The organism is Calothrix sp. NIES-2098 (assembly GCF_963875125.1).
GTDB lineage: Bacteria > Cyanobacteriota > Cyanobacteriia > Cyanobacteriales > Nostocaceae > Aulosira.
Window position 1 is genome coordinate 2,034,138 of the sequence record NZ_CAWNKJ010000001.1, and the last position, 15,338, is coordinate 2,049,475.

The window sequence follows — 15,338 nt, forward strand, 5'->3', positions numbered from 1 at the left end:
CATGGTTGTCCAGTACCATTGCAAAAACCAGCAACGCCGGACTCAAGTCCGGGAAAATAAGGGAGTCGATGGCCGCTTTCTCAATGGCATTGACTATTTGGAAGTATCCCCAAGTGGCAATATCCTGAGCGTTTATTTTATCCATCCCTTGCCCGGTCAGGACAACGGAGTACCCTCATCGCCGGTATTGAACGAACTGAATGTAGAGATTAGCGGTGGTCAACGCCTGCGGAATGTACAAGCGATCGCACTCAGTGCTTGGGCAAATGTTCTGACTGTTAAACTAAGCGATCGCGGTGATTTCTCTACTTATACACTGCGTTTAGTTACCTCTTCATCAAATTCTGCGCCACCTTTGGGATTTGATCCCCAGTTAGCGCAAGTAAATTTTTCGTTTCGAGTCGAATCACAAAGCGAGTTTGATTGTCAGCCCAGTCCATCACCACCGCCCAAAGCTGAACCTACCCCAGTAATTGACTACCTCGCCAAAGATTATGCTAGCTTCCGGCAGCTGATGCTGGATCGCCTGTCTGTAACTGCGCCTCAATGGTTAGAACGCAGTCCGGCAGATCTCGGCATTATGTTGGTAGAAGTACTAGCCTATGCTGCCGACTCCCTCAGCTATTATCAAGATGCCGTAGCTACCGAAGCCTATTTAAATACAGCCCGCCGCCGAGTTTCGATTCGCCGTCATGCCCGCCTACTCGATTATTTTCTTCACGATGGTTGCAATGCCCGGACTTGGGTAGCCATACAAGTACAAAAGTCGTCTTCAGGAATCAAGCTGCTGGGGCCTTCACCTCAAGAAAATCGTCCCGGTACGCAATTCCTGACGAGAGTTGAAGGCTTAAATTCAGTGTTGGAGTCTGTAACCGAGTTGAGAACAGCACTGAATGCTGGGGCTTTGGTATTTGAAGCCATGCACGATATCACCGTGCATCAGGAAACCAACTTACTGGATTTTTATACTTGGGGAGATAATCAATGTACTTTACCCATAGGTGCAACCCAAGCCACCTTAAAAGATCCTGAAGGTGTACTGTACAAGGAAAAATATCTCGTTAAGGATGATGTACTCATTTTTGCCGAGGTTAAAGGAGTTGAGAGTGGCGTACCCGCAGATGCCGACCCCAGACACCGCCATCCCGTCCGGTTGACACGAGTGGAAGGTAAGCAAGACCCCCTATTTGGCAATTACATATTAGAAATTGAATGGTCAGCGGAAGATGCTTTACCCTTTCCTCTGGTGATTTCCACTGTAATTAATGACCGAGAAATTACAGAGGTCAGTGTAGCCTGGGGCAATGTGGTTTTAGTTGACCACGGTTTGACAGTGCCGCAATTAGACACTAAGGAAGAGATTGTATTTAACGAAAAGCTGCCCGAAGTCCCAAATATTGGTAAATATCGCCCACGCTTACAAAAAGGGCCATTAACTCAACAAGGGCGGGTGTTAGATGGAAACAATCGCTGGGTAGCTTTTGACCCGAAAGCATCAGCCAAGTCTGCCCAACAATGGCAAATGCGGGATGTCCGCCCTAGCATTTGGTTGCAGGAGCAAAATGACGATGGAGAATTTCGTTGGTATCCCCAATACGATTTACTGAATAGCGATCGCTTTGCGCGTGATTTTGTAGTAGAAACTGAAGATGACGGTCGCGCCTATTTGCGCTTTGGCGATGATGCTTTAGGTAAGCGACCAGAACCAGGCACTAAATTCTGGGCTACTTATCGTTTTGGCAATGGACGGGTGGGAAATGTAGGAGCAGATGCGATCCGGCATATTTTCCTCCCTCGTATTGATAGTAAGAATGCGATCGCCAATATTAACAATCCCCTACCCGCCGAAGGTGGTATAGAACCAGAATCGATTGAGCAAGTCCGATTATTAGCACCGCAAGCCTTTCGCGAACAACAACGCGCCGTTACCGCCGATGACTATGCCAAAATTACCGAACGCTTTCCTGGCGTGCAAAAGGCAGTTGCTACCCGACGTTGGACTGGTAGTTGGTATACGATTTTCATCACTGTAGACCGCAAAGAGGGGCGACAACTCGATGACACCTTTAAACAGCAATTATCTCAGTTTCTTGAACGCTTTCGGTTAGCAGGGCACGATCTGGAAATTAACGCGCCGCAATTTATACCCCTGGATATTGCGATGACAGTACGTGTCGCCGCTGATTATTTCCGCAGTAACGTCAAAGCCGCATTACTAGAAACCTTTAACAACACCGTTTTACCAGATGGGCAACCAGGCTTTTTTAATCCCGACAGATTTAGCTTTGCCCAACCAGTTTATCTCAGCCAGGTAATTGCCCAGGCAATCAAAGTAACTGGCGTGGAATCAGTGAATGTAACTCGGTTTAAACGCTGGGGACAACCTGCACGCAACGAACGCGAAACCGGAGCGATTACTGTCGCACCTCTAGAAATCATCCGCGTAGACAACGACCCCAGCGCCCCAGAAAACGGCAGAATTGAGTTTGATATGGAGGGTGGACTATGAGCGATGCTAAAGACTTTCCCAAGCAGCTCTACAACCGACCAGGGTTGCCCAGTATACTTTACCGCATCGGTGACTATACCAGCTTCCGCAAGTATTTGCTATCGCTGCTATCTCAGGAAATCAATGGTAGTAGACCTCTGGCGAAACTTACTACCCGTGCCAGTGACGATCCGGCGATCGCGCTTTTAGATGCTTGGGCTATGGTTGGTGATGTGCTGACATTTTATCAAGAGCGCATTGCCAACGAAGGCTATCTGCGAACTGCCACCGAACGCCTCTCCGTGTTGGAATTAGCACGTGCTATTGGTTACGAACTCAATCCGGGGGTAGCTGCAAGTACATATTTAGCCTTTATCGTAGACGATTCTCCTGGTAGTCCTCTTGTAGCTACCGTACCAAAAGGCACAGTCATTCAAAGTATTCCCGGTGAAGGTGAAAAATCCCAAACCTTTGAGACTGAAAGTACTATTATCGCTCGTGTCGATTGGAATACCCTCCAGCCTAGAGCCAGCAAACCCCAAGAAATTACTGACACTACTCAGCAAATTTATTTACAAGGAACTAACACTAAGTTAGCAGCAGGCGATCGCATTCTTTTAATAGATGAACAAGGGCAAAATAGCGATCGCTATCTTTTGACCTTGAAAGATGTCGTATCAGTACCAGAAGCAGGATCTACCCTTGTAACTTGGGAAGATTCAATACAAATCGCCGCACCCCTGCGTAGCCCTAAAGTCTTTGCTTTTCGCAAACAAGCCGCACTTTTTGGCAATAATGCCCCTCGTTGGGATAGCTTACCCAATGAAATCAAACGTGCCAATGGCGGTACAATTCGCGGTGGTGTGTTCCGCCTTGACGAACAGAGTAGTAGTTGGATTGCAAGAAGTGGAGATATAGCAGATCCCAAGAGTCTTTTACCAACAATTGATATTCGCTGTCTGGCTGTGAATCAACGCGGATATCTCTTTGCGGGAACTACAGGGAGTGGGATTTTTCGTTCTTTAGATAACGGGCAAACTTGGTCAGCAGTCAATACTGGCTTAACCAATCAAAACATTCAATGTCTGTGGGTTGATGAATTAGGATGCGTATTTGCTGGTACTGCTAACGGTGGTGTATTTCAGTCAAAAGACGAGGGTGAAAACTGGAATCCGATTGGTACTGGTTCAGTACGAGTTGAACCCAAGGATAACAATCAAGTAGAAGCGGTGAATACAGGGTTGCCAAACACTGTCATTCGGTCGTTATTGGCTTACACACCAGAACCGCTAACACAGTTACCTGGGACAATTTCTAGTAATATTACTACCGTCAGTGGCACAAATTTCACCGCAGCTTTGAAACCGGGTGACATCATCGCTGCTGCTGGTCAAACCAGGATTGTTGATAGCATTACTTCTGACACTGCACTCACAATCAATACTCGGTTTCGCAACACCCTACCTCCAGGGACAGCCTATTTTAAAGGCGGAACTTATATCTTTGCGGGAACTGATGACGGTATCTATCTTTCTGTTGACCAGGGGAAGAATTGGGAACTTAAAGGTTTACTGAATAGATCGGTTCGCTCTTTGTTGATTGTACATACCACTAGCGCTGGTACAGGAACAATTACCAGTAGTAGTACAACAGTCACGGGTGTAGGGACAAAATTTAACACAGAATTGAGAATTGGAGATGCGATCGCAGCATCAAATCAAGTCAGAATTATCAAAGCCATTACAAACGATTCTCAACTCACCATTGATAAAGCTTTCGATCCTCAAATTACTACCGCAGCTTCCTTTCTCATCATTCCTGCTAGTAAAACCTACATCTTTGCGGGTACTGATAATGGGATTTTTCGCTCCAGTGATTATGGTAATAATTGGACAGAGTTTAGCCAACGTGGTTTACAAAATCAAGATGTCACGGCGCTAGCTGCTGGTGTATGGACTGGAACAGGTACTATAGCTATTGATGGCACTACCTTAATAGGTGTGGCGACAAACTTTTCTACAGAATTGCAAGTTGGCGATACAATTACCGTACCCAATCTCAACCGAACTGTCACGAATGTAGTTTCAGATACTCAACTAACTATCAATAGTCCTTTCAGTTTAGATATCCCAGCAGGTACGTCTTTTGTAATTATTCATCAAGGTAAAGGCACGATTTCTAGTAATAGTAATACCATTAATGGGAATGACACAGAATTCAGTACTAAGTTGCGAATTGGGGACGCAATTACCGCCGCAGACCAAACTCGGATTATTACAAGTATTGCTAATGATACTTCAGCTACAATCGATAATGGTTTTAAACCAGATATCCCAGCAAATACATCCTTTGTTGTGACACGTAAAGGTCGAGGTGCGATCGCGAGTAATGGTACAAATATTAGCGGTATTGATACTAATTTCACCACAATAGGGGTTGGCGATCGCATAGTAATATGTGAAAACCGAACTGTAACTGCGATAAATAGTAATAACGAAGTCAAGATTAATGCTGCAATCAATCCTCCCGTTCCTGCTGGTACATTGTTCTGGGTGACGCGCCAAAATTCCAACACAATTGTTAGCGATAGCACAAATATTACTGGCAATGGCGCAAACTTCAATACACAATTGCGAATTGGTGACACAATTACAGCCGCAGGTCAAACTCGGATTATTACAAGTATTAGCGACGATCATACTTCAGCCACAATAGATACTGCTTTTAGTCCCAATATTCCAGAAAATACATCCTTTGTTGTTACACGTAAAGGTACTGGAACAATTGGTAATTTGGCAGTTTTAGGTACTGGTACTAAATTCAACACAGAACTAAAAGTTGGCTCTCTCATCAACGCCGCAGGTCAAAGCAAAATTGTCACTGCAATTAGTAGCGATACAAACCTCACCGTTGATGATGCTTTCTATTCTAATTTAGTAGCAGGTACACCCTTTACAATTACTAGCAACACTTCTATCTTTGCTGGCACAGCAGGCAATGGTGTCTCTGTTTCTACTGATAATGGCAATAGCTGGAAACCGATTAATCAAGATTTAACTAATCAAGATATTACTGCACTGACAACCTATATTGATTCTCATACAAATACTACTAATTTAATCACTGGCACAACTGGAGGAATATTTTTATTAGCAATTAATCCCAACAATTCCAATCAAAGATGGATGCAAATCAGTCAAGGTTTCTCGCAAAGTCATGTGACATCATTAGCTGCATATATATCTAGAACTGGGACAATTTCTAGCAAAGAAACTAAAGTCACTGGAATCGCCACATCCTTTACTAAAGAACTGAAAAAAGGTGATATCATCGCTGCGGCTGGGCAAACTAAGACTATCAACGAAATTAATTCCGATACTGTGTTAATAGTTGATGATGCTTTTATTCCAGAATTAGATAACGGAACAAGTTTCATCAGTAAAAACTTATTTGCAGGTACGCTATTTGCTGGCTTTGTTGAAAACGAATGGCCTAATTTTCAAATTTCCGACCGAGAAATAGACCTAGATACTTTATACCCAACAATTTTGGCAGACAGTTGGATTGTATTAGTAAATGACAATCATTTCCAAGCCAGTTTGGTAGAAAGCACAGCAAATATCTCACGCCGCGATTTTCTCTTAGACACTAAACTTACGAGGGTTTTACTTAGCAATCCAATTAATAATATATTTGATTTTGAATTGCGCAAAACTCTAGTGTTAAGTCAGAGCGAACCTTTAGCACTAGCTGAAGAACGCCTCACAGTTACAGTTCAACAAAATAAAATTCTTCAAGAACCCATCTATAATAATGAAATTTATCTCAATCAGTTTATCACTGGTTTACAAGCCCAACAAACATTGTTAGTTAGTGGTAAGCGAATACGCGCTCAAATTAATGTGGGTGGATTTTTCCATTCTTTAAATTGGGAACCCCGCAATCAAGGGTTAGGTAAACAGGAAGTCAAAACACTATTAACTGATGGCAATGGGAACTTGTTTGCTAGTACTAAAAATGGTGTCTTTCGTTCTAGCGATCGCGGCAAGAATTGGCAGATAATTCCTGAATTGCAGAATCAAGAAGTTACTTCCCTATCAATTTACACAAGAGAGGGTGGTACACTTTCCGTTCGAGAACAAGATACAAAGGTAACTTTTTTTCCTTTATCGGCGCTTGAGCAAGAACTACAAGTTGGGATAAATATTACTGTGGTAGAAGCAGAGACAGAATTTACTCAAACTAGAAAAATTGTTACAGTCCTTGATACCAGCAATCCCAATCAACCAATTTTCAATATTGATATTCCCTTTAGTAAAAATCTCAAAATAAAAACTCCCTTTAAAATTACTACACTATTTGCTGGTACGAAAACAGGAGTTTGGCAATCTATCGATGATGGTCAGACCTGGAAACCTCTAGTTGATAATATAAAAAATATCCAAGCACTAGCAATTAATAGAGATAGGGGAATTTTATTTGCTGGCACAGAGGATAGAGGTATTTATGAGTATATTATTAACCAGAGAAAATGGCGGCAGATTGGCTTAAATCAAGAAAATATTCAAGCACTAGTTATTAACTATAGTAATAATCATCTGTTTGCTGGAACTGCAAATAATGGAATCTATCGCTCTACAGATAATGGTGCTAACTGGCGGCATTTTACTGTTACAAAACAGGGAACAGGTACAATTTCCAGTAGCAAGACCACCGTCACTGGATTAGGAACTTTATTTAATCAAGAATTACGTCCAGGTGATATCATCATCGCTGCCAATCAAACTAGTAAAATTCATGCAATTAATTCAGATAATTCTTGTATTATCGAGACTGCATTTTCGCCAGAGTTACCAACGGGTACAAACTTCATTGTCAATACAGGTCTGACAAATATAAATATTACTGCTTTGCTAATCGATCAAAATGATATCTTGGCTGGTACAGATGGTAGTGGGGTTTTTCGTTCTACCGATAATGGAGAACATTGGCAACCATTTAATACCAATCTTTCAGATCTCAATATTCGTTCTTTGGCTGCTAATACTAGCGTTAGGTTGTTGTTTGTTGGTACAGAGAAGCGAGGAGTATTTCGTTACCTTGAACAAGATAAATTTTGGCTACCAGTTAATACCGGATTGTTAGAGCAACCAGTATGGTCGCTGGTAATTCGGGAAGAAAGTAAAGAACTATTTGCAGGTACTAGCAAAGGAGTATTTCACTCTACTGACAATGGCAAAAATTGGCAACAAACTCAATGGGAACGCAGTAATCAAGGCTTATCTTTACCCCAAATTCAAGCTTTAACTTTTGCAAAAACAAGCGATTGCATCTACCTATTTGCTGGTAATAGTGATGGTGTTTTTCGCTCTATTGATAATGGTGCATATTGGGAACCTGTAAATGAAGGTTTAACAAACAAAATCGTGCAGGTGCTGACTGTTATGAGTGGGAGTAATCTGTTATTTGCTGGTACTAGTGAGGGAATGTTTCGCTCTGAAGACTTTGGGCAAAATTGGCAGAAAATTAATACAGGTTTGACTCATGGTAATGTTCAAGCGCTAGCTAGTCTGAATCAGAAACTATTTGCAGCCACAGGCAATGGCGGTATTTTCGTGACCACCAATTCAGGCGATCGCTGGAATTTTAGCGGATTATTAGATATTGATGTCAAGGCACTGGCGGTTAATTCTGAGAATCAATATATATTTGCAGGGACGACCAGCAACGGTATTTTTCGCTCAATTAACGGTGGTAACGGATGGGAGCAACTACTTCTAGAAAAGCCAGGGACAAGTGCAATTTCTAGTAAGGGTACAAATGTCACGGGAGTAGGAACATTATTTACTACAGAACTCAAAGTAGGTGGCAAAATTACCGCCGCCGAACAGATAAGAATCATCACTGCGATTACCAATGATACTACCCTCACAGTGAATAATGCTTTTCGCCCCGATTTACCCTTGGGAACAACATTTACAGTAAATACGGGTTTGACCAGCAAAAATATTACTGCCTTGCTGACATATACTCAACCATTGTCAGGGACGATTTCCATCATCAATGAAACCACAGTCATCGGTGTGGGAACGAAGTTTACCCAAGAACTACGAATTGGTGAAGCGATCGCATCTCACAAACAAAGTAAAATAGTCACCAGTATTACATCAGATACTGAACTGACCGTTGATACTACTTGGAACGATTTGCCTGCTGAGTCAGCTTTTAGCAAAACTTACCTATTTGCTGGCACCGCAGGTAGTGGTATCTTTCGCTCCCAGAACAATGGTGAAACTTGGGAATTAGCCAGTGGCGAAGAAACAGCTTTATTAGAGATTCGCTGTCTAGAGGTAAATCCAGAAAACCTAGATATTTTTGCTGGGACAGCTAGAGGTGGCGTTTTCCGTTCTACCGATGGTGGTAAGACTTGGGAGGCTGTACCCGTTGGTTTGGCGAGTACCGATGTGAGAGCGATCGCAATTACTCAATCGAATATTATGGTGGGTGGTGTGGGTATTTTGCTCTCAGATGATGGCTTTACTGTCGCTGAAGTCAAACCCAACGACCTACTGTGGGTTGTAGCGCCTCCTGTACCCCTTCCCGCAGCCGGAGAAAATGCCCAACGCTGGCAATTACAAGACAGAAATGGCTTTATTGGCTTGGCGACGACTACAAACCCCCAAGATATTGCCCTACAACCCGCAACTAAAGAAGACCCAACCTTCAGCGAAGTCGCAATCATTCAAATTCCCCCTATAGATCAAAAACTGCCCATCTTGAAATTAACCCAGCCATTAAAAGGCAGTTACGATCCGGAAACGGTGCGTATCTACGGTAATGTGGTACGAGCAACACATGGCGAAACAGTAGCCAACGAAGTGTTAGGAAGTGGTGATGGGACTACAGATAATCAAAGCTTTGCCTTGAAAAAACCACCCCTGACCTATACACCAGCCCCCACCGCTACAGGTAATGAAAGTACATTGCAAGTATATGTGAATGATGTGCGTTGGCAAGAAGTACCATCTTTATATTCCCTAGATGACAAATCCCAAAGTTATATTGTCCGCATCGAGGACGATGGCACAACTACCGTCATCTTTGGGGATAGTAAAAATGGCGCGCGTTTACCTAGCGGACAAGAAAATATCACCGCTACCTACCGCAGTGGTATTGGTGCGGCGGGGAATGTGAGTACAGAAAGCTTGTCTTTATTAAAAACCCGACCTTTGGGGATTAAAGAAGTTACCAATCCCTTACCCGCTACTGGTGGTGTAGACCAAGAAACCTTGGAAACAGCCCGTAGTAAAGCCCCAGCTACAGTACGTACCTTAGATAGAATTGTATCTCTGCGAGACTTTGAAGATTTTGCTGCTACCTTTGCCGGTATTGGTAAAGCCAAAGCCGTGGCATTGTGGAATGGAAATAGTCAGATAGTACATATTACAGTTGCAGGTAGCAATGGCGACGCGATCGCTACTACCTCTAGTTTATATGAAGCCCTACTGCAAGCGATTGATGGTGCACGCGACCCCTTACAACAAGTGCAAGTAGATAGCTACGAACAACTATTGTTTAATTTAGAAGCAACAATTCAATTCGATGGGCGTTACAAAGCAGAGAAATTAGAGACAGAAATCCGCCAAGCTTTGAGTGAAAAATTTGCCTTTGCGAATCGCAGCTTTGGTCAAGGCGTGAATGCATCAGAAGCGATCGCATTCATCCAAAATATCACAGGGGTAGTAGCTGTAGATCTGGATGCTTTGTATCGTCAGCAATTTAGTAAAACCTTAGCTGACTCCATCCCCGCCCTGTTAGCCCGTTTTGATGTCACCACTAATCAAATTAAACCAGCACAGTTGTTATTGCTCAATCCTAAAGGTATGACGCTGAAACTTGAGGCCATATCATGAACCAGCCTATAGAACGCTTGTATAATCTGCTGCCAGCTATTTACCGCACGGCAGAAAAAGGAGAAACAGAAACCTTACGCGCCCTGCTGGCGGTTGTTGAATCGCAATTGCAGATTGTCAATGCAGATATTGATAATTTATATGAAAACTGGTTTATTGAAACCTGTGCCGAATGGGTTGTACCTTATATCGGCGACCTGCTCGATGCCCAAGAAATTTATACCGATAGCGCTCAAACTTACGGACTACAGGAGCGACGAGCCTATGTAGCCAATATCCTTTCCTATAGAAGACGTAAAGGCACAGCACCCGTAATCGAACAACTAGCGCGAGATTTAACAGGTTGGCGAGGACGGGCAGTAGAGTTTTTTAAATTACTCGCCACTACGCAAAATATCGATTGTGTACGGACAACAAATGGCTTTGTTAATGTGCGCGAAGTTGACCAAATTGACTTGCTTGGTAGTCCTTTTGAACAACAAGCTGGCTACACAGCTCAAGTAGGGTCGATTCAGAGCAATCAAGGTCGCTATAATCTAGCGAATATCGGTTTATTTCTGTGGCGATTGCAAACTTATCCAATTGAAAGAGGTACAGCATTTGCTATTGATGAACGCCGCTATACTTTTAATCCTCTTGGCTACACTAATATTCCCCTATTTAATCAGCCGCAACCAGAAACAGAAATTACGGGATTAGCAGCAGAAATTAACGTACCAGCAAAGCTGCGAATTTTACTTTTGAGTAACGAACTCAAAGCCCGCGAGCAAGACTTGTTGAATGGTACGCCAATTATTAATAACGGTTACTTTGGTAATTTAAATCAGCCCGCATTGCAAGTTTTCATCAATGGTCAACGTCAGCCTCTATCCTTAGATGAAATTGCGATCGCAACTTTACCAGATCAAGAAAATTCTACAGATTGGCAACTTCCTCAAAACATTAACAAAGTTGTGGCGATCGATCCAGAACAAGGACGGTTAGCCTTTTTAGATAGAACAGTCCCCAGCCAAGTAGAAGTAAGTTATGCCTATGGTTTCAGTGGTGATATTGGTGGTGGCCCCTATGACCGAACTGTTCCCCTAGAACGAGGCGACAGTCAACTCCGCATCCTACCCAGTGCTGTTGATGTCTTGAGTTGGGAAATTGAACAAGATAAATCTGCAATAGACAACCCCTTAGCCCAAGCCGTAGAAATTTGGAATCAAACAGTTACCGCATGGCAAGGATACCGCGAGAAAACTTGTTTAGCATTAGCCCAGCTCAAAACTTCTCAAGTCAGAATTGTGCCACAAGTTGATGATACCTTACGTCCTGCTGCTATTTCAGGGATTGTGAGTGGTTTAACGGTAGTAGCAAACCCAGGAGATACAGAGATATTTGTCAGCCCTGGTAAAGCTTTGGATGGACAGGGACGCTTGCTGATAGTTGATGAAATCCAGCAGATAGATTTAAAAAAGCAGCAAAATCCCACCAAACCAGTAAATTTGTGTTTAGTAATTGCTTATCGTGCAGCTCAAGATGAACGCAACTATGAGATTTCTTTACTTCCGGAGGTAACGTTTGAGAGTTACCCACCAGGGTCTTTCATTTTGCTGAAGAACTTAGTTATAGAAGCTGGTGGCATTCAGAGTGTTTCTGATACCAATACTCGCCCATCCTTTAAAGCTGGAATTATTAGTGGTTTGGATGTTATCCTCAATCCTGGCACATCTAATAACCAAGAAACAGCCAAAGGAATTTTATACTATCGTGCTAACCCAGCGATGGCGGCGGTGGTGAAAGCTGGGGTGGCTGTGGATAGCAAAGGTAGGATGATTATCCTCAAAAAAAATCAACAAGTTGACCTCAAACCCTACCAAAATCAAACTGTATATTTGGTTATTGGCTTCTCTGGGATAATCAAGGTAGTTCTAGAAGCTGAGATCAAAAACTACCCACAAACAACTTACATCCGCTTGGCCTATCTGGAAGTTCCCCACGTGAAGATTGATAAGTTAAATTCATCCAATCGCATTACCTGTCCGCCAGGGGTGATTGAGGGTTTAACTGTGACTGCAAATATCGGCTCATGCACTGCTACTATTGCCCCAGGAAAGGCGATTGATAAACAAGGTCGCTACATCGAACTGAATCTTAACCACCGTACTTACCTCAGACGCTATGCAGGGCAAACTGTAGTCTTGGGAGTTTCTTATAGCGAACAACCATTTCTTCCTAAATGGCAAGTGCAAGCCTTTTCCTTCGGTGCTGTTCCAGATACAGCGATTCCTTTAGCTAGCTTGAGTTTGGATGCTAAAGGCAACATTATTAATTCACCCGATACTAAAGTTAGGGTTTTATGTCGTCCCGGTATTGTGCAAGGTTTAGATGTCACGCTTGTTAATAATGCTACCCAAGTGGAAATTTCCCCAGGAACAGCGCTAGATAGCAATAACCAGGTAATTCGGTTGAAAAAAGCCTGTCGTCTTGATCTCAGTAGCTATCCCCATCAAACTTTGATGTTGTTTATTTCTCGCCAGTTAGGACAAGGGTGGCAAAACATCGAAATTGTTTCCCCTAGACCCAGAAGAAGGCGTAAACAACTAGGGGTTGTACCAGTAGAACCCGAAAATGCAGATACAGGGGTGATAACCCTGCGAGACAACCACAGCTACATAGGAGATGCCAATATCATCATACCTGCCGAAAAGCATCTCTATATTATGGGTGCAAATGGCGATCGCCCTCATCTGCGAGGTAACTTATTTGTGCGGGGGATAATTCCCCATGAAACAAGCCTAGCCGGAGAGTTAACTGTAGAAGGTCTGCTGGTAGAAGGTAAATTAACTGTATTGCCAGGAAATCTCAAACGCTTGCATATTATCCATTCCACCCTAGTTCCCGACAAAGGTGGTCTAGTAGTTGAAGAAAGCGTACAGCCAACACCCGAACCAGAAGCAGAAACAGAAGATTGGCTGATGGCTGTGGTTATGTATGTGCTTAACTTGGTTCTGAGGATAATTCAATTGCTGAAAAAAATGGCTAGTCGTTCTCCCCAAGAAAATGTCGAGGAACTAACGCGGCTAGTGAAGCAACAAATTATCTGGGTTTTATCGGCGTTGCAACAATGGATTTTATTCTGGCAAAATCCCCAAACAGAAGATGATAATTCCAGTTCTAGCAATCAAACCGTAGACCCCTGTAATTTCTTTTATCCCCCTGCAACCTCTGACAGCACTATTGACCTGGATAATCATCAACTAAATATTACTATTCACCATAGTATCTGCGGCCCCGTTGCTTTATCTAGCACTATACCCGCCTTGAATATTGTTGATAGCATTATAGACAAAGGGGCTGACACCGATAGATTAGCTATCTCTGCAATCGGCAACGATACGGCTACCGACCTGAAAACTACAACAGTGTTTGGCAATACGGTAGTGCATAGATTAGAGGCTAGTGATTGCATTTTTAACGGTAAAGTTACAGCAAAACGGCGACAAGTAGGTTGCGTGCGTTTTTCCTATCTCCCGGAAAATGTACATACCCCCCGGCGTTACCGTTGTCAGCCAGATTTAGCACTAGCAGAGGAGTTAAATCGCCTACCTGGGGCGATCGCTGCCTTAGCGATTCACCCGCAAAATGGTAAGATATTCGCTGCGATCGCAGGTGATGGCATATTTAGTTCCAGTGACAATGGTCAAAAGTGGCAACAGGTAAATCAAGCTCAACCCAACATTACATCGCTAATTATTTATACTAAGTCTCCTACGGAAATTTACTACTTTGTCGGAACATCTGAAGGTGCAGTTTTCCTTTCTAAAGATGCTGGTGAGAATTGGGAAAAAATTAATCCTGAGTCAACAACTACAGCTATTACCGCCTTAGTTGCTGACACCACTTCCCGCTTATTTGCTGGTACTGCTGGCGACGGGATATTTAGTTTTAGTGACACTGGCAAAGGATGGACAGCAGTCAATACCAATTTATCCAATCAGCAAATCACAGCTTTAACTAGTAGCACTACAGGGAAAGTTTTTGCTGGTACATCTGGCGGTGGGGTCTTTCGCTTTTCCTCAGATAATAGTAGCTGGAAGGCGGTAAATCGAGGTTTGACAAGCCGACAAATTACCACTTTGGCTTGTGATGCTACTGGGGGGATAATTGCCGGTACAGAAGATGGGCTGATTTGTCTCTCAGTAGATAATGGTGACACATGGCAAAAAATTTATACCGACTCCCTCAAAGCTGCTATTACCTCTTTGTTGGTGGATGAGCGATCGCTTACAGGTACGATTAGTAGTCAAGAGGCTCAAGTCACAGGTGTAGGAACGCTATTTAATAGTGAATTACAGGTAGATAAACAATTTACAGCCCTTGGTCAAACCAAGACTATCAAAGAAATTATCTCTGATACAGAACTCATCATTGATAGCCCCTTCAGTGCTAATTTACCACCTGGTACTCGCTTTAGTTGCGATCGCTATCTTTTGGCTGGTACTGCTAACGGTAGAATAATGCGTTCAACAAATACTGATAATAATTGGCAAGCAGTTTATGTTGACGATTTAGCTCAAAGCGATATCGCTAGTTTGGTTATCAATACTAACAATCAACAAGTTTATGCTGGTACAACTGTTGGTAGCATCTTAAACTTTTCACCGCAAGAGCCACGCTGGAAAATTATTAATCGCAATTTAAATAATCTTGATGTCAAGCTGATCGTACTTGAACGCTTACAACCGAGGTTCACCTCACAAGTATACGGCGAACCAGGATATGCTCAACTCAGTTTAACCTGCGCCCCAGAAATTCAAACAGGTGCAGAAGACCGTTCTGAGATGGGAGTATTTAACTACTTACAACAACCGCAACGCGCCGCCGCCTTACAGAATAGCCTGGAAGAGTATTTGCGCTTTGGTATGGAATTAGGCATTTTTTACATGACTTAA

At 43.0% G+C, this 15,338-nt stretch carries 3 protein-coding genes; all 3 read left to right on the plus strand.

All coding sequences use genetic code 11. The features are described from left to right. The first annotated feature begins 1 nt into the window (after position 1). Genes AACU33_RS08480 through AACU33_RS08490 form a run of 3 tightly spaced genes read left to right on the plus strand, consistent with a single transcriptional unit; the run spans position 2 to position 15,338 of the window. Positions 2 to 2,509 carry a putative baseplate assembly protein gene (locus tag AACU33_RS08480; RefSeq protein WP_096588097.1) on the plus strand — a complete coding sequence of 836 codons (2,508 nt, stop codon included), beginning with the start codon at positions 2 to 4 and terminating at the stop codon, positions 2,507 to 2,509. After that, entirely contained in the window at positions 2,506 to 10,401 is a 7,896-nt protein-coding gene (locus AACU33_RS08485; RefSeq protein ID WP_096588098.1) for a putative baseplate assembly protein, read from the plus strand. Before AACU33_RS08480 ends, AACU33_RS08485 begins: the two co-directional genes overlap by 4 nt. Then, positions 10,398 to 15,338: a YCF48-related protein gene (locus tag AACU33_RS08490; RefSeq protein WP_096588099.1), complete on the plus strand. Its 4,941-nt coding sequence runs from the start codon at positions 10,398 to 10,400 to the stop codon at positions 15,336 to 15,338. Before AACU33_RS08485 ends, AACU33_RS08490 begins: the two co-directional genes overlap by 4 nt.